Raw genomic sequence first — 20,936 nt, forward strand, 5'->3', positions numbered from 1 at the left:
ACTACATCACTGTATGTTGGGCGCTCCTGTTTAACCATTGCTTGCTGAACGATAGATCCGCTGGGGTCTGCCCACCTTGCCGTAAATAATCTCCGCCACTAATTGATCGTTGGCGCTGAAAAACTCCAGATAACGCCGGGCGGTGGTGCGGCTCAGCCCAATCTGTTGTGCTACGCTTTCCGCCGTATGACGCACCTGCGGATCTTCGAACAAATCGCGGATCTTTATCAGCGTCAGCTCATCAATGCCGGTGGGCAACGCGGCCTGATCGCCACCGCGGGCGTAGGTGTTGAACATTTCATCAATGCGGCGTTGGTTGACCCGCGCCTTGTCTTTCAGCGCTTCGCGCCGTTGGCTAAAGCGTTGCAGGGTTTGCGCCAGGCGGTCATAGGCCAGGGGTTTGATCAGGTAATCGAATACGCCATAGCGCAGCGCTTCGGCCACGGTGTCCATATCGCTGGCGGCGGTGATAAACACAATGCCACCGCCGTAGCCTTGTAGCGTCAGTTCGCGCAGTAGTTCTATGCCTTGGCCGTCTGGCAGGAAATTATCCAGCAGGATCAGATCGGGTTTGAAACGCTCGGTCATCGTGCGTGCCTGTGCCAGGGTACCCGCCAGCCAAATCTGCCGGCATCCGCCATTCTGCTTGATGAATTCCGCATGCATTTCTGCCAACGGCGTTTCATCCTCAACAATCAGAATATTTAGCCACTCCATGTTAATTCCCCGTTGCTTAATTACGTTGCTAATTAAATCTCAGCGAGATGGTTATTTAATTAAACACTATGTCGCTAATAAAAACTATAAAAATAATTAAGTAAATAAAAACCATTAAACAACTTATTTACTGAGGGTAGATTGTGAAATAGGTCAATAATCAGGGCGTTATTTGTGTTTAACATGGCGCCATTAAATACCCCGTTCGTGTTATGGACCATTTCAACTAGATGGTTTTTAAGGTTTTTATTACACCTTAATGTTAACTGTAATGGGATTTTGTATTTCAAATGTTATTGATAAGTTATTTTAGAGAGACTGACATGCTGGGCGATACCGTATTTACTCGGGTGAAAAGATCGGATCACAAAAATATAGCGGCAATTAATGCTTTTTTGCGTAGTAACGATCTGAATATTGATACCACGGTCGAGGTTTTTATCACCGTGACCCAGGGCGAGCAATTGGTTGCCTGCGGAGGTATCGCCGAAAATATTATTAAATGCGTGGCCATCAGCCCGCAAATGCGCGGTGAAGGCCTGGCGTTATCATTGGCGACCGAACTGGTGAATCTGGCCTATGAGCGCCATCACACCCAGCTGTTTATCTACACCAAAGTGCAGAATGAGGCGCTGTTTCGCCAGTGCGGTTTCTACCCGATTGCCAGTGTACCGGGCATCGTGGTGCTGATGGAAAACAGCCCGTGCCGCCTGAAGCGTTACGCCGCGCAACTGGCCAGCGAGCGCCAGCCGGGCGACACCATTGGCAGCATCGTGATGAATGCCAACCCCTTTACTCGTGGCCATCAATATCTGGTGCGGGAAGCCGCCGCCCAATGTGACTGGCTGCATCTGTTCCTGGTGAAGGAAAACACCTCGCGCTTCCCGTATGAAGATCGCCGCGATCTGGTACTGAAGGGCACCGAGGGGATCACCAATTTGACGGTGCATGAGGGGTCGCAATACGTGATCTCCCGTGCCACTTTCCCTTGCTACTTCATTAAAGAGCAGGGGGTTGCCGACGACTGTTACACCGAAATCGATCTGAAAATCTTCCGTCAGTATCTGGCCCCCGCGTTGGGCATCACGCATCGATTTGTCGGCAACGAACCGTTCTGCGCCGTAACGGCGAAATACAACCGCGACATGCGTTATTGGCTGGAAACTCCGGCGCTGCCTAGCCCACCGATCGATCTGGTGGAAATTGAGCGCTTGCAGTACCAGGGCACGGCGATCTCTGCCTCCTGGGTGCGCAAGCTGCTGGCCGCGGGAGACTTCCACGCCGCAGCGCCTTTGGTGCCGAAAGACACGCTGTACTACCTGCAGGATCTGCAGGTACAGCGCCGGGCCAAGCCAGTACCGCAAGAATTTGAGTCCGCACAATCAGGTGAACAATGAAAATAATCCGAGAAGCAATGGCCGGCACGCTGGAATCCAGCGATGTCATGGTCCGTATCGCGCCAGCAGAAGGCCCGGAACACGATCTGCTGATTGCCAGCAGCGTGGAAAAACAGTTCGGCGATGCCATCCGCCACACCCTGTTGCAGGTTTTGCAGCAGTATGACGTGCCGCCGGTGCAGGTGATTGTCGACGATAAAGGCGCACTGGACTGTGTGCTGCGTGCACGGCTGGAAACCGCGCTGATGCGTGCCAGCGAAACCGCCGCACTGCCTTGGGAGGAACGCCGTGAAAACGCTGAATAAACACCGTATGCGCCGCAGCATGCTTTTCGTACCGGGGGCAAATGCCGCCATGGTCAGCAACGCTTTTATCTATCAGGCCGATGCGTTGATGTTCGATCTCGAAGACTCGGTGATCCTGCGTGAGAAAGACGCGGCCCGTCGCCTGGTGTATCACGCGCTGCAACACCCGCTGTATCAGGAAGTTGAAACCATTGTGCGCGTTAACGCCTTGGATTCGGCCTATGGCCTGGCGGATCTGCAAGCGGTGGTGCGCGGCGGGGCGGATATCGTCCGTCTGCCAAAAACCGACACCGCGCAGGACGTGGTGGATATGGAGCGTGAAATCGCCGCCATTGAACGTGCCTGTGGTCGCCCGGTCGGCAGCACTGGCCTGCTGGCGGCGATCGAGTCCGCACAGGGCATCACCAACGCGGTGGCGATTGCGCAGGCTTCCCCAAGGTTGATCGGGATTGCGCTGGGTGCCGAAGACTATGTGCGTAATCTGCGTACCGAGCGCTCGCCGGAAGGCATTGAACTGCTGTTCGCCCGTTGCTCACTGTTGCAGGCTGCCCGCTCGGCCGGGATCCAGGCGTTCGATACCGTCTATTCCGATGCCAACAATGAAGCGGGTTTCCTACAGGAAGCGGCGCTGATTAAACAGCTGGGTTTTGACGGTAAATCCCTGATTAACCCACGCCAGATCGAACTGCTGCACAACCTGTATGCACCAACCGCCAAAGAAGTGGCTCATGCCCAGCGAGTGGTCGATGCGGCAGAGGCGGCAGAAAAAGAGGGGCGCGGCGTGGTTTCGCTGAACGGCAAGATGGTCGATAGCCCGGTGATTGAACGGGCCCGTCTGGTACTGCAACGCGCAGCGCTTTCCGGCGTGCGTGAAGAACCGAACCACAGCGAGGAAGCATGATGAAACGCCAACAACGCCTGATGACTTTGAACAATCACGCCGAGATGCGGCTTTATCAGGAAGCCTCCAAGGCCAACCTGCAGGCGCGGAAACCGCGCGATATCAAACGCTGTGAGTCGCTGGAAGTGGCGATCCGCCGCAGCGGCCTGCAGGACGGCATGACCATCTCTTTCCACCACGCATTCCGTGGCGGCGATCTGGCCCTCAACCAGGTGATGGATGTGCTGGCGAAGATGGGCTTCCGCAACCTGACGCTGGCCTCCAGTTCATTGACCGATTGCCATGCGCCGCTGGTCGGCCATATCCGCAACGGAGTGGTGAGCCGTATTTATACCTCCGGCCTGCGTGGGCCGTTGGCAGACGCCATTTCGCGCGGCCTGCTGAAAGAGCCGGTGCAGGTTCACTCGCACGGTGGCCGGGTCAACCTGGTCGAGTCGGGTGAATTGCAGATCGACGTTGCCTTCCTCGGGGTGCCAACCTGCGATGAGTTCGGCAATGCCAACGGTTATACCGGCGATGCCTGCTGCGGTTCGCTCGGCTATGCCAAGGTGGATGCCGCAGCGGCCCGTAGCGTGGTGCTGCTGACCGAAGCGATCGTGCCTTATCCGCATCATCCCGCCAGCCTGGCACAGGATCAGGTCGATCTGATCGTGCAGTTGGAGCGAGTAGGGGATGCGGACAAGATTGGGGCCGATGCCACGCGAATGACCTCCAACCCGCGTGAGCTGTTGATTGCCCGCCGTGCTGCCGAAGTGATCGTCGATTCCGGCTACTTTACCGAAGGCTTTTCCCTCCAGACCGGCACCGGTGGCGCTTCGTTGGCCGTAACCCGCTTCCTGGAAGACAAGATGCGTGCCCGTGGCGTCCGCGCCGGTTTTGCACTGGGCGGCATCACCTCCACCATGGTGGATCTGCATGAGAAAGGCCTGATCGGCAAACTGCTGGACGTGCAGAGCTTTGACCGTGCGGCGGCCATGTCATTGGCTCGCAACCCAAACCATATTGAGATCAGCGCCAATCAGTACGCCAACTTCAGCTCCAAGGGGGCGTCGGTTGATCGCCTGGACGTGGTGGTGCTGAGCGCGCTGGAAATTGACACCGGCTTTAACGTTAACGTGCTGACCGGCTCCGACGGGGTGATCCGTGGCGCTTCCGGTGGCCACTGTGATACCGCAGCGGCGGCGCGGTTGGCGATTATTGTCGCACCGTTGGTGCGTGGCCGCATTCCTACGCTGGTTGAACAGGTGACGACCTGCGTTACGCCGGGCTCCAGCATCGACATTCTGGTGACCGACCACGGTATTGCCGTAAACCCGGCTCGCCCAGAACTGGCGCAGAGATTACGTGATGCTGGCCTGCAGGTGGTCACCATCGAATGGCTGCGTGAGCGTGCGCTGGTACTGACCGGCGAACCGAAACCGATCGCCTTTACCGACAACGTGGTGGCCGTGGTGCGCTATCGCGACGGTTCGGTGATTGACGTCGTACATCAGGTCGCGGAGTAACGCCATGGCTTACATCTCCCCCGAATTGGCCGCCAGCCGCGCCGTAAGTTTGCCCGAACTGCTTTCCAGCCGTGAATGCCGGCAGGCACGGCAACAGGCGTGGCTGGCGCGCCATCCTACCGCCACGCTGGTGGTGCTCACACTCGTGGTGCCGGGGGCGGTGAAAGACAGCCCCATGACGCGGCGCGTGTTCAACCTGGGCAGGCAGGCCTTGCAGCAGATGTATCGCCAGCAAGGCTGGCTTTGTTTGCAGCAGAAGACCCTGGCACTGCCCACTGGCTGCGAGGGTTATCTGGCGCTGCAAGCCGATGCCCGCGCGGTGAAAGAGGCCACCATCCAACTGGAAATCCAGCAGCCGATTGGCCGCCTGTGGGATATCGATGTACTGACCCCGCAAGGGAAGATCCTGTCGCGGCGTGAACTTGGTCTGCCTGAACGCAGCTGTCTGCTGTGCAATCAGCCAGCCAAGATTTGCGCCCGCCAGCAGAGCCACAGCACCGAACAACTGCTCACTGCAATGGAAAGGATGCTCAATGATGCACTCCCAGCCTGACTGGCAGCCGACGGTTACAGATCTTTCGCACAGCCAGCGCTTTGCTCGCGACGCCTATCGGGCGCTGTTGGTGGAGGTCAACCTGACGCCGAAACCGGGGTTGGTCGATCGCCACAACAACGGCGCGCATCGCGACATGGATATTGGCCATTTCTACCGTAGCTCAAGGGCGATTGGCCGGTGGCTGCCCTATTTTATCCGCCAGGGTATGGCCGACGCCGCTTTGCCCGCGGAGCAGCAGCTTGCACGCCTGCGCCCATTGGGCATGGCCTGTGAAGAACAGATGTTCCACGCCACCGGCGGCATCAACACCCATAAAGGCAGCGTGTTCTCGCTGGGGCTGTTGTGCTGCGCCTTTGGCCGCTTACAGCAACAACAACGGCAGATTGACGCCCAAAGCCTGTGTGGCGAAGTGGCCGAGATGTGCCGTGGGTTGGTTAGCCGGGAGCTGCAACGTAACAACGCGGGCCAGACGGCAGGGCAACGGTTATTTGCCGAGTTTGGCCTGAGCGGTGCCCGTGGTGAGGCTGAATCCGGCTTTCAGCTGGTGATCGGCGGTGCGTTACCGCTGTATCACCAGAGGATCGCCAGTGGTTGTGGAGAACAGGTCGCGCTGCTGGACAGCCTGCTGTGGCTGATGGCGCATAACGATGATACCAACGTCGCCTCGCGGGGCGGCATTAAAGGGCTGCGCTGGTTACAACACTATGCCAGCCAGTTATTGGCACAGGGAGGGGCTGGCGATGCGCAAGGAATTGCCCGTTTGCGGCAGTTCGACGTTGCGTGCATCGCCCGCAATCTTAGCCCCGGCGGTAGTGCCGATTTATTGATAGTCACCTGGCTGTTGGCGCAGTTGCCGCAGGCGGGGGCTTAAAAAAATAACGAAGCCTTCAGGAGAAGTGTCCATGTCCGAAACCAAAGAGAAAATCTGGAAAGCGATCGCCCCGTTGGTGGTGCTTGCCGTCCTGTTAATGATACCCACGCCGGAGGGTATGCCACCGCAAGCCTGGCGTTACTTTGCCATCTTTGTGGCGATGATTGTCGGTATGATCCTGGAGCCGATCCCGGCCACGGCGATCAGCTTTATTGCCGTGACCGTCAGCGTGCTCAGTTCCAACTGGGTGCTGTTTGGTGCCGAAGAGCTGGCCAATCCCAGCTTTAAAGCCGGTAAAGAGGCGCTCAAATGGGGGCTGGCCGGATTCTCCAGTACCACCGTCTGGCTGGTGTTTGGGGCCTTTATCTTCGCGCTGGGCTACGAGGCCACCGGGTTAGGGCGCCGCATCGCGCTGTTCCTGGTGAAGTTCATGGGCAAACGCACCCTGACGCTAGGCTACGCGGTGGTGATCATCGATATCATGTTGGCGCCGTTTACCCCGTCCAATACCGCGCGTACCGGTGGCACCGTATTCCCGGTGGTGAAGAACCTGCCGCCGCTGTTTGATTCCTTCCCTAACGATCCTTCCTCACGCCGCATTGGTGGTTACCTGATGTGGATGATGGTGGTGGGGACCAGCATCAGTTCCTCCATGTTTGTGACCGGCGCGGCACCTAACGTGTTGGGCATCGAGTTCGTCAACAAGATTGCCGGGATCAATATCACCTGGATGCAATGGTTCCTGGCCTTCCTGCCGGTTGGGCTGTTGCTGTTGATCGTTGCTCCGTTGATTTCCTACTACCTGTATAAGCCAGGTGTAACCCACAGCAACGAAGTGGCTGGCTGGGCCAGTACGGCACTGGGGGAAATGGGTAAACTGACCCGCAAAGAATATACCTTGATCGGTCTGGTGTTACTCAGCCTGTGTCTGTGGGTGTTCGGCGGTAAAATTTTGGATGCGACCACGGTGTGCTTGCTGGCGGTATCGCTGATGCTTGCCCTGCACGTGGTCAGTTGGAAAGACATCACCAAATACTCCAGCGCCTGGAATACCCTGGTTAACCTGGCAACCTTGGTGGTGATGGCCAGCGGCCTGAGCCGTTCCGGCTTTATTGACTGGTTTGCCACCACCATGAGCACCCATCTGGACGGTTTCTCACCGAAAATGACGGTGATTCTGCTGGTGCTGGTGTTCTACTACGCGCACTACCTGTTTGCCAGCCTGTCGGCCCACACCGCGACCATGTTGCCGATGATCCTGGCGGTAGGTAAAGGCTTGCCGGGCGTGCCGATGGAACACCTTTCCATCCTGCTGGTGCTGTCTATCGGTATCATGGGGGTATTGACCCCGTATGCCACTGGCCCAGGGGTAATCATCTACGGCTGTGGCTATGTGAAGTCGAAAGACTACTGGCGTCTTGGCGGTATCCTCGGCGTGGTGTATATCGCGGCACTGCTGTTGATCGGCTGGCCAATTCTTAGCCTGTGGTATTAAGTTAATCGGCGGCCATCCACGGATGGCCGCTGTTGCAATCCCTTCCCCCGTGACGCCCGTCACACACTTTCATGTCGAACGCCGTCATTATACAAATCCAACGTTAACCTATTCAAAATAATCATATTTAGGGAGCCTCTGCGGATGAGAAAAAAAACGTTATTACTTTGCCTGCCTTTGCTGTTCAGCGGCACCGCCTTTGCCGAGAACGACGGTTATCAACTTGAGCAGGTGCTGGTGATGAGCCGCCATAACCTGCGCGCTCCGCTGGCGAACAACGGTAGCGTGCTGGCCCAGTCCACGCCGAAAGCCTGGCCACAGTGGGATACGCCAGGTGGCTTGCTGACCACCAAGGGCGGCGTGCTGGAAGTGTATATGGGCCACTATTTCAACGCGTGGCTCAAGCAGGCGGGCATTTTGCCGCAGGAAGGTTGCCCAGCCGCTGACAGCGTTTACGTGTATGCCAACAGCCTGCAACGCACGGTAGCTACCGCGCAGTTCTTTACCAACGGCGCATTCCCTGGCTGCGACATCAGCGTGCATCATCAGGAGAAAATGGGGGAGATGGATCCTACCTTCAACCCGATTATCACCAACAGCAGCGAAACCTTTAACCAGCAGGCGTTGAGCGCCATGAATGCCGAGCTGGCATCGCTGAAGCTGGACGCCTCCTACAAACAGCTCGAGCAGATCATCGACTACAAAGACTCCCCCGCCTGCAAGATCGACAAGCAGTGCAACCTGGCCACTGAGCCGAACAAAATGAGCGCGGTACCGGGGAAAGAGCCAGGCGTTTCTGGCCCGCTGAAAGTGGGTAACTCGCTGGTGGATGCCTTTATGCTGCAGTATTACGAAGGCTTCCCGATGAAAGAGGTGGCCTGGGGCAAGATTGTGACACCGCACCAGTGGCAGCAGTTGGCCAAGCTGAAAGATGGCTATCAGGATTCGCTGTTCACCTCGTCGGTCGTCGCCCAGAACGTTGCCAAACCGCTGCTGACCTACATCAACTCGGCGCTGATTAGCGAGCGCAAGGCGGATTCACCGAAGCTGACCGTGCTGGTGGGGCATGATTCCAACATCGCTTCCTTGCTGTCTGCGATGAAGTTCAAGCCGTATGCGTTGCCGAAGCAGTATGAGAAAACCCCGATTGGCGGCAAGCTGGTGTTTCAACGCTGGCATGATGGCAAGGGCGATCGCGATCTGTTGAAGATTGAGTATGTCTACCAATCCACCGAACAGTTGCGTAACGCCGAACCGCTGACGCTGAGCACCCCGCCGCAGCGCGTCACCCTGGCGCTGGAAGGCTGTCCGGTAGATAAAGACGGCTTCTGCGCCTGGAGCGACTTTGAAAAAACCATGAAGGACGTCTTGCAATAACCGTGCTGCCGGGGCGAACCGTTTCGCCCCGGCCTGCCGCGCGGTATATACTGTCTCAACGGACCCCTTGTCATGGATGAAACGTGCTCTCTTCTTTTATTCTCAATGCTGAATTATTACCGGTTGACGGTTTTGCTGGCCTGATCGCGCAGTGTCACTTCTCTGTCGCGGATTATCACGACGATCTGTTTGCTGCCGCCGGTATCGATTTCCCTGAACATGTCGCACCCGCAGTCGCCAAGCGTAAGGCGGAATATCTTGCCGGGCGCTATCTGGCGCGCTGGGTGCTGGCAGAGTTGGGCCATCAGGATTTCACTTTATTGCGCGGGGAGAAACGTGAACCGCTCTGGCCCGCCGGAATTGCCGGGGCGATCAGCCACAATAATGATACGGCGCTGTGTGCCGCTCAGCATGAGGATGGGGCAGGTGGCGTGGGCATTGATGTGGAAACGCAGATGCCATCTGTACGAGCAGAAGAGTTGTGGAGCGGCATCGTCAATGAGAACGAATGCCAGTGGTTACGCCAACGGCTACAGCCCTTTAATCTGCTGTTGACGCTGGTATTTTCCGCCAAGGAAAGCCTGTTCAAGGCGCTTTACCCGCAGGTACGCTGCTACTTTGATTTTATGGATGCGCGGATCGTCGGGTTGGATATGCAGGCGCAGACCTTTGAGCTGGAGTTGCTAACAACGTTGACGCCACGATGCCAAGCAGGCCGTCGGTTTAAAGGACGTTTCTGGCTGCAAGGTGACGCCGTAACAACGTTTATTTGTTTTTAAAATCAGCGTATTAACACCTACGGCGTCGTAGCAGATGGCGCGCACCTTCCAGCACCAGCAACATGACCGCCAGCCAGATCGGGATATAGGTCAGCCATTGGTTGGCGTTAATGGTTTCCCCCAATAGCAGCGCGACGATCACCAGCAACACCGGTTCTACATAGCTCAGCAGGCCAAACAGGCTGAAGGGGAGCAGGCGGCTGGCAAGGATATAGCACACCAGCGCCAGAGCGCTGATAATGCCCAACAGCGGGATCTGCAAATACAGCAGCGGTTTGGCCGTCAGTGCCGCCAGCGGTTCTGAGCCACCAAGGGCAAACAGCGCGGCAACTGGCAGCATCAGCGTCAGTTCACACCACAACCCGCCCAGATGATCGGTGCCCAAGCGGCGACGCAGAATAAAGTAAACCGGATAACCTAGCGCGACGACCAGCGTTGACCAGGAAACCCCGCCCACCAGGATCAGCTCATTACCCACGCCGACCAATGCGCATAGGGCCGCCATTTTTTGCAGCACAGACAGGCGATCGCGGAAAAACACTCGCCCTGCCAACACCATGGTCAGCGGCAGCAGGAAATAGCCGAGTGAGACATCCAGCGCCATCCCGTGCAGCGGTGCCCACAGGAATAGCCACAGCTGCACGCCCAGCAGGGAAGTGGTGAGCAGCAACAACAGCACGCGTTGCGGACGCTGCCGTAGCCAGTGCAGCATCTCTTTCACCCGCGCCCAGTCGCCGGAAAACAGCATAAACAGCGTCAGAAACGGCAGCGTCAGCAGGGTGCGCCAGCCATAGATTTCCTCGCCGTCGAGTGGGGTTAGCATTGAGGTGTAGTAATACATCACGCCGAACAGCAGGGAAGCGACGACGGAAAGTATGATGCCCTTGATCACCAGCGTTCCTGATTATTAATGGAATTTTCTGCGGCTACTCTAAGGCTATTTAGCTCTAACAACAATGGATTACGCTGGACTGGACAACAACGGCCAAGCGGTTAGAATTACACCTGTGTATTTATCCAGTTAATGACGATGACAATCGATCTGTTTGAAGATGCGCTGCCGCCGCCCTGGCGTGAGGAAATCGCGCCGGGGGCGGTGGTATTGCACGGTTTTGTTCGCGATCACGGGCCGGAACTGCTGGCAGCGGTCAACGGCGTGGTGGCACAGGTGCCTTGGCGGCATATGACTACGCCGGGCGGCTTCACCATGTCGGTGGCCATGAGCTGGTGTGGCAACGGCTGGAACAGCGATAGCAATGGCTACCGCTATTCGCAACGTGATCCCGGTACTGGCAAAAGTTGGCCAGAAATCCCGGCAATTTTGCTGGCTTTGGCCGATGAAGCGGCCTTGCAGGCCGGGTTCGGTCATTACGTCCCGGACTCCTGCCTGATGAACCGCTACGATCCGGGCAGTAAGCTTTCACTGCATCAAGATAAAGACGAGCATGATTTTACGGCACCGATCGTTTCGGTATCGCTGGGGTTACCGGCCGTTTTTCAGTTTGGTGGCCTGCAACGCAGCGACAGAACGCGGCGCATCCCGCTGGCTCACGGTGATGTGGTAGTCTGGGGTGGCCCGTCGCGATTATGTTTCCACGGCATCATGCCGGTGAAAGAGGGCTATCATTCCCTGGTGGGGTCACACCGTATCAATATCACCCTGCGCAAGGCGCTTTAACGCGGGTTCCTGGCCTAAACTGGCCACCAGATAATCGATAAACACTCGCAGCTTGGGGGGCAGATGCTGAGTTGGCGCATACAGCAGCCACAGATCGCCATGATAGCTGCTGAGGAAATCCCACTCTGGCAACACCTGCACAATCTCACCGCTGGCTAGCGCCTGGTGGGCGGTAAAGTAGGGCAGGCTGCCGATACCGATATGCTGTTTCACCGCATCCAACCGAACTCCGGTGTGGTTGGCGGCATAGCGCCCCCGGACATTGACCGAAACCGTCTTGCCATTGCGGCGAAAACGCCAACGTGCGTCGCTGGGCGTCTCCCCCAGATAAATACAGCTATGCTCCGTCAGGTCGCGTGGGTGACGCGGCGTGCCCTGTTGGGCCAGGTAATGCGGAGTGGCGCATAGCAAATGTTCGATGGTCATCAACGGGCGGCCGATCAGGCCCGGTGACGGTCGGTCGGTGATGCGCAGCGCCAGATCGACCCGATCGTCGATCAGATCCATATAACGGTCCTCCAGCCGCAGATGGACATCCACCTGCGGATAGCGCCGTAAGAACTCTGGCATGTGAGGATGCAGGACAAAGTGCCCGACGGCCTTCGGTACGCTGATGCTGATTGTGCCTTCCGGCTCCGAGCTGTTCTGGTCGCTGATGGTCAACACTGAGTTGGCGGCATCCAGCATGCTGCGGCAGCGCTGAAACACGGCCTCGCCTTGCTCACTCAGGCGCAGTTTGCGGGTGGTGCGGTGCAACAGCCGTACGTTCAGCGCTTGTTCCAACCTGGCAACGCTGCGGCTGGTGGCAGAAGGCGAGCTGCCTAACTGGCGGGCGGCGGCGGAGAAGCTGCCGCTTTCCACCACCTGAACAAAAACGGCCATTTCAACCAGCAGTGTGGTGGAAAGATTTGTGCTCACGGCGCAAAGGTCCATTGTAAAGAAGACGGATTATCAGCCGATTATGGCACGAATATAATAACGGCGTTAACCAGGAGAGAGCCCATGACCGAACGACTTTATTATTTTCACGATGATTTGCAGCTCCAGGCTCAGGTATTGTCCTGCACGGCGCAAGAGGATGGCAGCTATGCGGTGCAATTGGATGCCACGTTGTTTCACCCGCAGGGCGGCGGTCAGCCGAGCGATAGCGGCACGATCGGCGGTGTAGCGGTATTACGTGTTGCTGCGCAGGGCGATCAACTGCTCCATTATCTGGCCGAACCCCTGCCTTGTGGTCCGGTGACGCTGGAAATCGACGGGGAGCAACGCCACTTGCATACCCGCTGGCATTCTGCCGGGCATCTGATTGGCTGGCTTGGGGAAAACCGGGGCTGGCAGCCGGTGAAAGCGCACCACTGGCCGGGGGAAGGGCGTATTACCTTTGCACCGGGTGCACAGGCAACGGAACTGCAACCAGAATATTTGCAACAACGGCTGACGGACTTGATCGCCGCCGACTTGCCACGCAGGCAGCAGGAACAGCAAGGCGTCCGTCAGGTTGGGTTTGGCGATCTGCCTGCTTATGGCTGCGGTGGCACCCATGTGCGTTCGCTGGCGGAGTTGGGCAAGGTGCAAATTACCGCCGTCAAGATGAAGAAAGGGCAGTTGATTGTGCAGTATCAGGTAGCATAACCAAGGGCACCCTCTTTATTTTCCTGACCCTGCATTGCGTAACTGCGTACAGAAGGTGCACTGGCAGCCCATGACCGGCACGGCTGCACAGGTGCTGGTATTCACGGCCTGCATTGCCATGAAATGAAAACCGTAAAACTGATTTACCAGCTGCTTTTCAATGCTGGGAGCCTTTGCTGGCGGTAATTCGGGTTGGCGAGGTTGGAAGGCGGTAGCCTTGCCAGCCAGCATGCTAAGGAATAACAAAGAGAGCTGTGCCTTCATGCTTTATCTCCTGCAAGACGAAAATGATACATTATAACAAAATCGGTTTATTGCCAAGCCACCTGCCTTGTGCGTTTTCTATCATTAGTTAGCTAAATTAGTTCGTTCAACTCCGTGCCGTTTTGGTTTGTTATCTACCCCATAACAAACCGACATAAAGAAGGCACGGCACCCATGTTTAATTTTCCTTTCAAGACGTTAACCAGCGGACTGGCGGTGGTATTAGGCGCTGCGGCTGCGGCGAGCCCGGCCATCGCGGCGGTGCAGGGCGGCACGCTGATCTATCTGGAGCAGCAGGCCCATACCAATCTGTATCCCCCTTCAGGTGGGTTTTACCCCAACGGCGGTATCCTTAACCAGATCACCGACAAGCTGACCTACCAGAACCCAAAGACACTGGAGATCGAACCCTGGATCGCCGAGTCCTGGTCCAGCAACCCCGATAAAACGGAATATACCTTCAAACTGCGCCCCGGAGTGACCTTCTCCGACGGGACACCGCTGGATGCCAACGCGGTAGCCAAGAACTTTGATACCTACGGCTTGGGCAATAAAGCGCTGCGCTTGCCGGTTTCCGAGGTGATCAATAACTATGACCACAGTGAGGTCATCGATCCGCTGACGGTCAAATTCTATTTCAAGCGCTCGTCCCCAGGCTTCCTGCAAGGTACGGCGACCATCGGTTCCGGGCTGGTGTCGCTCAGCACGCTGAACCGCCAATACGATGAACTGGGTGATGCGCGCCATATTATCGGCTCTGGCCCGTTTGTGGTGAGCGGTGAAACCTTAGGGCGGGAGGTCGATCTCAGCGTACGTCAAGACTATAGTTGGGGGCCCGCCAAGCTGCCTCAGCAAGGGCGGGCCAATCTGGATGCCATCAAGGTGATCGTCACCCCGGAAGACAGCGTGCGAATTGGTGCGTTGCAGGCCGGGCAGGCGGACTTTATTCGCCAGATCCAGGCTTACGATGAGAAGCAAACCCAAGACCAGGGTTTTACGATCTATGCCGCGCCAACCCGTGGCGTAAACGACAGCATTGCCTTCAGGCCAGACAATCCGCTGGTGGCCGATATCCGCGTGCGGCAAGCGCTGCTGCATGCCACCGACAGCAAACAGATCGTCGATACGCTGTTCTCCGCCAACTATCCACAAGCCAAATCGGTGATCGCCTCCTCGGCAGCTGGTTTTGTCGATCTCTCCGATAAATTGACCTTCGATTTGGCGAAGGCCAACCGCCTGCTAGATGACGCCGGTTGGCAAAAGGGCAGCGATGGTCTGCGCCAGAAAGACGGTAAAAAGCTGTTGTTAACGGTGTACGAGTCGCTTCCGCAGCCGCAAAACAAGGCGGTACTGCAACTGGTCTCGCAGCAATGGGGCAAGGTGGGGGCTCGGCTGAATATCCTGGCAGGCGATGCTGGCAGCCGGGTGGCAGATAACCTCGATCCGCAAAAGACCCCGGCTTCGGTGGTCGAAGTGGGCCGTGCCGATCCCGATGTGATTAAAAGCCAGTTTTATCCCACCAATCGTGATGGCCTGTTGCAGCAGGGTGGCACCAGCCAGAACAGTAAATTTATCGACAATTCGCTGAACCAACTGCTGCTGGGGATCGCCTCTGAGGTGGATCCGACCAAGCGCTTACAGATCGCCGGTGAGGCTCAAAAGTATCTGCTGGATCAGGCCTATGTGATCCCGTTCTTTGAAGAGCCGCAGGTCTTTGCCGGTGCTCCCTATCTGAAAGGCGTCAACTTTGAAGCCGTGGGTCGGCCAAGCTTCTATGGCGCGTGGTTAGAGAAACGCTAACGCCATATTCGAGGAGATAAAGATGCTGAAATACCTGAGTGGCCGAACCGGGCAGGCGTTGCTGGTGCTGTGGGCGGCATTTACCCTGTCGTTTATCTTGCTACAGGTACTGCCCGGTGACGCGATCCTGATTAAATTCCAGAACCCGGATATGGGGCTTAGCCCGGATCAGATCGCCGACATGCGCGCCGCCTACGGTGCCGATGTGCCCCTGTGGCAGCAATATCTGCATACGTTGGGGAATTTCCTGCGCGGTGATTTGGGCTATTCGATCCAGAACGGCGTGCCGGTCAGTGCTTTGCTGGCTGCCAATCTGCCCGCCACCCTGCAATTAGCGGTGCTGGGCTTCACCCTGGCCTTGCTGTTGGCGCTGGTCATTGCCTTTGTCTCCAATCTGATCGGTTTTGGCTGGCTGAAATCGGCGCTGCAATCGCTGCCTGCGCTGTTTGTATCGGTTCCCACCTTCTGGCTTGGCATCGTGTTGATCCAGATCTTTTCATTCCGGCTGAAACTGGTGCCGATCATCAATCCAGGGGAGTGGATTGGGCTGCTGTTGCCGATCGCCACCCTGGCAATCCCAATCTCTGCCCCGTTGGCGCAGATCCTGATCCGCAGCATCGATAGCGTGCAAACCCAGCCGTTTGTGGCGGTGGCGCGAGCCAAAGGGGCTAGTCGTAGCGGAGTGCTGTGGCGGCATGTGGCGCGTAACGCGATGCTGCCAGTGCTGACCATTGCGGGCATTCTGTTTGGCGAACTGATCGCCGGGGCGTTGATCACAGAAACCGTATTTGGCCGCAGTGGCCTGGGGCAACTGACGCAGCAGGCGGTCGTGAATCAGGACGTGGCGGTGTTACAGGCGGTAGTGATGATCTCTGCCGCCGCCTTTGTCTTCCTCAATCTGCTGGTCGATCTGCTGTTCCCGCTGCTCGATCCCAGATTGAAATCCTATGCAGGAGCGACCCGATGAGCAGTATTCCGTTGGAAAAATCCGTGATGCCGGAACGCGATCTGTCCGGCGGGGAAACCGAAGGTAGTTTACCCACCGCCAGGCGCGCTCAGCGGCGTTATCCGCTCAGCCTGGGGCTGGCCTGGGCCGTGCTGGCGATCGCTGTGCTTTGGGCGATCGCCCCTGAGATCTTTACTGCGTACAGCGGCACGGAAGGAATTGCCGGAGCACAGCGTCTGGCACCGGGTGGTGAACATTGGCTGGGCACAGACCCACTGGGCCGCGATCTCTACACCCGGATCGTGTATGGCGCATCGAACACTTTATCCGCAGCGTTGGTTGCCGTGGCGTTGGGGCTGGTTGTGGGGACGTTGCTGGGCGTAGTCGCCGGGGCTTTGGGCGGCATCGCCGATGATGTTGTGATGCGCTTGGTTGATGTTTTGCTGTCGATCCCTGGGCTGCTGCTTTCTTTGAGCGTAATTATCCTGCTGGGTTTTGGCACGGTGAATGCGGCGCTGGCGGTGGGGATCTCGTCGGTGGCCAACTTTGCGCGTCTGGCTCGTGCGGAGGTGCTGCGGGTGCGGCACAGCGACTACGTTGAGGCGGCTTACGGTAGCGGCGGACACTTTTGGGCGGTGCTATGGCGCCATATTCTGCCTAATTCACTGACCTCGGTGATTGCATTCTCTGCCCTACAGTTTGGCAATGCCATTCTGGCGATCGCCACCCTGAGCTTCCTGGGGTACGGCACGCCACCGCCCACGCCGGAGTGGGGCTTGCTGATCGCCGAAGGGCGTAACTACATCTCAACGGCCTGGTGGCTGACGACCTTCCCCGGCCTGATGGTGGTTGCCGTGGTGCTGGCGGCCAACCGAATCAGCCATGCATTAGGGAGCGCGCGCCGATGACCCCACAGACAACCGTTTCACCCGCGCCACTGCTGGAACTGGATAACGTTTCTATCGCCTATAGTAACCAGCGGGTGGTGCACAACGTTTCTTTTACCATTCAGCCGGGGGAGGTCGTTGCCCTGGTGGGGGAATCGGGATCGGGTAAAACCACCACGGCCCAGTCGATAATCGGCCTGCTGGCGGAAAATGGCCGCCTGGAGCAGGGGGCGATCCGGCTTAATGGCACCGATATTACGCACTGGACACCGCGCCAGTTGGATGCAGTGCGTGGCGCGCAGATAAGTCTGATCCCGCAAGATCCCGCCAGTTCGCTGAACCCGGTTAAAACCATCGGTGAGCAGGTTGCCGAGATCATCAATATTCACCAGCGTCTGCCACGCAAGCTGGTACAGCTTCGGGTAGTGGAGTTACTCACCCGTGTGGGGCTGACTCATCCTGAATTGCGCGCGCGCCAATATCCGCATGAGCTTTCCGGCGGCATGAAACAGCGGGTGCTGATTGCCATCGCCATTGCGTTACGGCCCGCGTTGATTATTGCCGATGAACCGACCAGCGCGCTGGACGTCACGGTGCAAAAACGCATCCTCGATCTGATCGACGAACTGCGTCAGGAGTTTGGCACGGCGGTGCTGTTTGTCACCCATGATTTGGGCGTGGCGGCGGAACGGGCCGATAGGCTACTGGTGTTTCGTCAGGGCAGAGTGCAAGAGCAGGGGCAAACGGCGGCGGTGTTGCAGGCACCGGCGCATGAGTATACCCGCCGCTTGTTTGCCGATGTGCCTTCGCTGGCTTCCGTTGCTCCGCCAATTATCGTCCGTAAGGCGGAACCGGCGATCGTCGTCAACGAGCTGGTGAAGGATTTCCGTTTTGCTGGCAGAGGCGGGCAGGCGTTCCGGGCGTTGGATCGGGTGTCGTTCAGCGTGCAGCGCGGCACTACTCATGCGTTGGTCGGCGAGTCTGGCTCCGGTAAAACCACTTTGGCCCGCTGCCTGCTGGGTTTTCAGCGGCCGGATGCGGGGCAAATCATCATCGACGGCGTCGATTTTACCCGGCTGAAGGGCGAGGCGCTGCGCCAGTTTCGGCGACGTATTCAACTGGTCTATCAAAACCCCTTTGCTTCGCTCGATCCGGCGCAAACCCTGTATCAGGCGATTGAAGAGCCGTTGCTCAACTTTGAGCCTGTCGCCAAAGCAGAGCGTTACCGGCGGGTGCGGGAATTGTTCGAACGAGTCGCTCTGCCTGCTGAACTTCTGACGCGCAAACCGCGTGAGCTTTCAGGGGGCCAACGCCAACGGGTTGCCATCGCTCGTGCTCTGATATTGCAACCTCGGGTGCTGGTATTGGATGAAGCTACCTCGGCGTTGGACGTCACCGTGCAGGCGCAAATCCTGCGCTTATTAGAGCAGCTACAGCAAGAGTTGGGGCTGACCTACCTGTTTATCTCGCACGATCTGGCTACGGTGCGGCAAATCTCGCACAGCGTCTCGGTGCTGTGCCGTGGGCAACAGGTAGATGCAGGCACTACCGCCGAGGTATTTGCCCGGCCCGGCAGTGACTATACCCGCCAATTGATTGCGGCCATTCCTGGCCGTGCGATGTACCAAACTTTGAAGGATGCCTCATGAGCGCTAAACGTCTCGGCTTTTTTACCCGCCTGCTGGATAACGGCAGTGCTCAGGAACGTTACCGGCTGGCCACCGAGCAGATTGTCCATGCCGAACGCGCCGGGTTCGATACCGCCTGGGTAGCGCAGCACCATTTTCATCAGGATGAGGGCGGCTTGCCTTCACCCCTGGTTTTTTTGGCTCAGGCTGCGGCGCATACCCGGCATATTCGTTTGGGGACTGGAGTGATCACCTTGCCGATGGAGTCAGCCGTTCGCGTGGCGGAAGATACGGCGGTGTTGGATCTGCTCTCTGGTGGCCGGCTGGAAGTGGGGCTGGCGGCAGGGGGAACCCCGTCTTCGTTTAGCGCTTTTGGTATTGATGCCGAGCGGCGTAATGCGGCGTTTAACGATAATTTACGCATTCTGCTGGACGCCTGGAGTGGTGAGGCGCTCGGCAACTCCGCCAACCGTCTTTATCCGGCTGCTCCCCAACTGAAAAAACGCGTCTGGCAAGCCACCTTCTCGGTTGACGGTGGGATCCGGGCTGGTAAGGCTGGAGATGGGCTGATGTTGTCTCGCACTCAACCCAGGCCGTCAGATGCACCGGATACGCCACTCGATGAGCTGCAAAATCCGATTATTGATGCCTATCTCGCCGCGCTGCCGCCTGGTGTAGAGCCCCGCATCATGGGATCGCGCACCGCTTTTGTGACTGAAGATCAGAACCGTGCGCGGGATTTTGCTGCACAGGGGCTTAGCCGTGGATTGGAGCGCTTACGCGCCAGTGGGCATCAGGTACAGGATGAGTCGCTCGACGGTCTGATCCGCGCTTTTGACGTGCATCTCGGTACGCCAGAGCAGGTGATCGCCTCGTTGCAACGCGATAGCGCGCTGGCCCGTGTCACCGATCTGGCGTTTCAGGTGCACTCTATCGATCCGCCACACGCCTATATTTTGCGCTCCATTGAGCTGATAGCTCGCGACGTTGCACCGGCACTGGGCTGGCAGCGGCGCAATCCTGCCACGTTGGCTTATTCACATCACGCAGAGGAAAACGTATGACCGATACCCAGGATCATCTGACCAGACTGGCTGAAATCTCCCCAGACTCTCCTTTGGCACAGGCCAGAGCAACACGCCAGGCGGCAACCGACGGGATTGAGGCCAGCTATCAGAGGCTGTTCGCGCCACAGGATGTGGGCGGTTTTGGGATTGCGGAACGCCTGCTGTTGGCTCAACGTATCAGTGAATGGCACGGCGATCGGCAATTGGCGGGGCATTATGCTCAACTGCAGCAGACTCCGCCCGCAGACGGCCCACGTTTGCAGGCCGCATTGGATCACGCAGAACGCCTGGCCTTCAAACCTGCCGGGGCAGAAGCCAAACACTTACAGGCTCTGCAACAGGCGGGGTGGTCATTGGATGACATCGTCACGCTTTCACAGCTGATCGCCTTTGTCAGTTTCCAGAGCCGTCTGTTGTACGGCTACCGCTTGCTGGCAGGATTGCCGGTAGCGACCAGTGGCCGTGCTCCCGTTCGAGCTTCCGCCTGGCGCACCGCGAGTCATACAGCCAGTGGCCGCCATGCACCGCCTGCGTTCACCAGCCAGGAGTTGGGATGGGAGCCCTGGATTGCGGCTAAACCCTTGGAGGCGTTTGACGAACCGGGAAAAGCCTTGTTGACCAAGTTCGGTCACGCGGATTCTGACTATTTCCGTTTGTTGGCGCGCGATCATGCGGTGCTGGAACAGCGAACCATCACCGATAGGGCCATTTTCTACACCGTGGGTGGCCTGGCCCGCCAGGATAGGGAGTTGGCTGCGGCGGTGGCCAGCAAGGTGAATGGCTGTATTTACTGTGCCTCGGTGCATGCGCGTAAAGCGGCGCAGTTATCCAAAAGGGCTGAAGAGGTGCAGCGCCTGCTGGATGTCGCGCCGGGAGGGATCTTGAGCGAGGGGCAGGGTGAGGATTGGCGTACGCAAATAGACTTTGCCGCAGCGCTTTCGGCCACGCCACCGCAGGCCAATGCGGCTCAACTGGTTGCGTTACGCGAACAAGGGTTGGGCGAACTGGAGTTGTTGGACCTGGTGCAGGCGACGGCCTTCTTTGCTTGGGCCAACCGGTTGATGCTGACACTCGGCGAACCTTATGACGATTGAGTCACCCAGTGGTTAAACAGCAAAAAGCCCGCTTAGT

The 20,936-nt window shown here is 57.8% G+C and carries 21 protein-coding genes; 17 read left to right on the forward strand and 4 right to left on the reverse strand.

Annotated features, from left to right (window positions below; all coding sequences use genetic code 11):
* Window positions 1-30: 30 nt before the first annotated feature.
* Window positions 31-717, reverse strand: coding sequence for a two-component response regulator DpiA (gene dpiA / locus ACMV5H_RS18260; RefSeq protein ID WP_094982588.1), 687 nt, complete (start codon window positions 715-717; stop codon window positions 31-33).
* Window positions 718-1,040: 323 nt separating this feature from the next.
* Here dpiA and citC point away from each other — a divergent pair, with 323 nt between their 5' ends.
* The 9 genes from citC (at window position 1,041) to ACMV5H_RS18305 (ending at window position 9,903) form a co-directional block, all read left to right on the forward strand.
* The gene (gene citC / locus ACMV5H_RS18265; protein WP_414822253.1) at window positions 1,041-2,114 is read left to right on the forward strand and encodes a [citrate (pro-3S)-lyase] ligase; all 1,074 of its coding nucleotides are present in this window, start codon (window positions 1,041-1,043) and stop codon (window positions 2,112-2,114) included.
* Complete coding sequence (gene citD / locus ACMV5H_RS18270) at window positions 2,111-2,419, forward strand: citrate lyase acyl carrier protein (protein ID WP_021180301.1); 309 nt, start codon at window positions 2,111-2,113, stop codon at window positions 2,417-2,419. The genes citC and citD overlap by 4 nt, the downstream gene beginning before the upstream one ends.
* 7 nt (window positions 2,420-2,426) lie before the next feature.
* Window positions 2,427-3,320, forward strand: a complete 894-nt coding sequence (gene citE, locus ACMV5H_RS18275; protein ID WP_059202058.1) for a citrate (pro-3S)-lyase subunit beta — start codon at window positions 2,427-2,429, stop codon at window positions 3,318-3,320.
* Window positions 3,320-4,825 carry a citrate lyase subunit alpha gene (gene citF, locus ACMV5H_RS18280; RefSeq protein WP_021180303.1) on the forward strand — a complete coding sequence of 502 codons (1,506 nt, stop codon included), beginning with the start codon at window positions 3,320-3,322 and terminating at the stop codon, window positions 4,823-4,825. Before citE ends, citF begins: the two co-directional genes overlap by 1 nt.
* A gap of 4 nt (window positions 4,826-4,829) precedes the next feature.
* Window positions 4,830-5,378, forward strand: a complete 549-nt coding sequence (gene citX / locus ACMV5H_RS18285; protein ID WP_094982591.1) for a citrate lyase holo-[acyl-carrier protein] synthase — start codon at window positions 4,830-4,832, stop codon at window positions 5,376-5,378.
* Window positions 5,359-6,252 carry a triphosphoribosyl-dephospho-CoA synthase CitG gene (gene citG / locus ACMV5H_RS18290; protein WP_373994973.1) on the forward strand — a complete coding sequence of 298 codons (894 nt, stop codon included), beginning with the start codon at window positions 5,359-5,361 and terminating at the stop codon, window positions 6,250-6,252. The genes citX and citG overlap by 20 nt, the downstream gene beginning before the upstream one ends.
* Before the next feature lie 31 nt (window positions 6,253-6,283).
* On the forward strand, window positions 6,284-7,747 hold the full coding sequence (locus tag ACMV5H_RS18295; protein ID WP_021180306.1) for an anion permease: 1,464 nt from the start codon (window positions 6,284-6,286) through the stop codon (window positions 7,745-7,747).
* 144 nt (window positions 7,748-7,891) lie between these two features.
* Window positions 7,892-9,124, forward strand: a complete 1,233-nt coding sequence (agp, locus tag ACMV5H_RS18300; RefSeq protein WP_115158120.1) for a bifunctional glucose-1-phosphatase/inositol phosphatase — start codon at window positions 7,892-7,894, stop codon at window positions 9,122-9,124.
* Window positions 9,125-9,207: 83 nt separating this feature from the next.
* Complete coding sequence (locus tag ACMV5H_RS18305; RefSeq protein WP_115158119.1) at window positions 9,208-9,903, forward strand: 4'-phosphopantetheinyl transferase family protein; 696 nt, start codon at window positions 9,208-9,210, stop codon at window positions 9,901-9,903.
* Window positions 9,904-9,913: 10 nt separating this feature from the next.
* On the opposite strand, the gene rarD is transcribed toward ACMV5H_RS18305, so the two are convergent.
* Window positions 9,914-10,795 (reverse strand): EamA family transporter RarD, encoded by an 882-nt coding sequence (rarD, locus tag ACMV5H_RS18310; protein ID WP_115158118.1) that lies wholly within the window; start codon window positions 10,793-10,795, stop codon window positions 9,914-9,916.
* A 138-nt stretch (window positions 10,796-10,933) separates the two neighbouring features.
* On the opposite strand from rarD, the gene alkB reads away from it, so the two are divergent.
* On the forward strand, window positions 10,934-11,581 hold the full coding sequence (alkB, locus tag ACMV5H_RS18315) for a DNA oxidative demethylase AlkB (protein WP_021180310.1): 648 nt from the start codon (window positions 10,934-10,936) through the stop codon (window positions 11,579-11,581).
* On the opposite strand, the gene ACMV5H_RS18320 is transcribed toward alkB, so the two are convergent.
* Complete coding sequence (locus tag ACMV5H_RS18320; protein WP_021805779.1) at window positions 11,543-12,499, reverse strand: LysR family transcriptional regulator; 957 nt, start codon at window positions 12,497-12,499, stop codon at window positions 11,543-11,545. The two genes, alkB and ACMV5H_RS18320, sit on opposite strands and share 39 nt — an antisense overlap.
* Before the next feature lie 84 nt (window positions 12,500-12,583).
* Between ACMV5H_RS18320 and ACMV5H_RS18325 the strand changes: the two genes are divergently transcribed.
* A complete protein-coding gene (locus ACMV5H_RS18325) occupies window positions 12,584-13,213 on the forward strand; it encodes an alanyl-tRNA editing protein (protein ID WP_414822254.1) in 630 nt (209 codons plus the stop codon).
* Window positions 13,214-13,228: 15 nt separating this feature from the next.
* Here the strand turns inward: ACMV5H_RS18325 and ACMV5H_RS18330 are convergent, their stop codons facing one another.
* Window positions 13,229-13,477 (reverse strand): hypothetical protein, encoded by a 249-nt coding sequence (locus tag ACMV5H_RS18330; RefSeq protein ID WP_414822255.1) that lies wholly within the window; start codon window positions 13,475-13,477, stop codon window positions 13,229-13,231.
* A 174-nt stretch (window positions 13,478-13,651) separates the two neighbouring features.
* Between ACMV5H_RS18330 and ACMV5H_RS18335 the strand changes: the two genes are divergently transcribed.
* The 6 genes from ACMV5H_RS18335 to ACMV5H_RS18360 are packed head-to-tail and all read left to right on the forward strand — an operon-like array spanning window position 13,652 to window position 20,899.
* Window positions 13,652-15,277, forward strand: a complete 1,626-nt coding sequence (locus ACMV5H_RS18335; RefSeq protein WP_414822256.1) for a TIGR04028 family ABC transporter substrate-binding protein — start codon at window positions 13,652-13,654, stop codon at window positions 15,275-15,277.
* 22 nt (window positions 15,278-15,299) lie between these two features.
* The gene (locus tag ACMV5H_RS18340; RefSeq protein WP_071680954.1) at window positions 15,300-16,244 is read left to right on the forward strand and encodes an ABC transporter permease; all 945 of its coding nucleotides are present in this window, start codon (window positions 15,300-15,302) and stop codon (window positions 16,242-16,244) included.
* The gene (locus ACMV5H_RS18345) at window positions 16,241-17,131 is read left to right on the forward strand and encodes an ABC transporter permease (protein ID WP_414822257.1); all 891 of its coding nucleotides are present in this window, start codon (window positions 16,241-16,243) and stop codon (window positions 17,129-17,131) included. The genes ACMV5H_RS18340 and ACMV5H_RS18345 overlap by 4 nt, the downstream gene beginning before the upstream one ends.
* Complete coding sequence (locus tag ACMV5H_RS18350; RefSeq protein ID WP_166732914.1) at window positions 17,128-18,759, forward strand: dipeptide ABC transporter ATP-binding protein; 1,632 nt, start codon at window positions 17,128-17,130, stop codon at window positions 18,757-18,759. Before ACMV5H_RS18345 ends, ACMV5H_RS18350 begins: the two co-directional genes overlap by 4 nt.
* Window positions 18,756-19,802, forward strand: coding sequence for a putative FMN-dependent luciferase-like monooxygenase (locus ACMV5H_RS18355; protein WP_059201148.1), 1,047 nt, complete (start codon window positions 18,756-18,758; stop codon window positions 19,800-19,802). Before ACMV5H_RS18350 ends, ACMV5H_RS18355 begins: the two co-directional genes overlap by 4 nt.
* Window positions 19,799-20,899, forward strand: coding sequence for an alkylhydroperoxidase domain protein (locus ACMV5H_RS18360; RefSeq protein WP_115158113.1), 1,101 nt, complete (start codon window positions 19,799-19,801; stop codon window positions 20,897-20,899). Before ACMV5H_RS18355 ends, ACMV5H_RS18360 begins: the two co-directional genes overlap by 4 nt.
* The last annotated feature ends 37 nt before the right edge of the window (window positions 20,900-20,936 follow it).

The sequence above is a fragment of the Serratia sp. N21D137 genome (assembly GCF_047530005.1).
GTDB lineage: Bacteria > Pseudomonadota > Gammaproteobacteria > Enterobacterales > Enterobacteriaceae > Chania > Chania fonticola_B.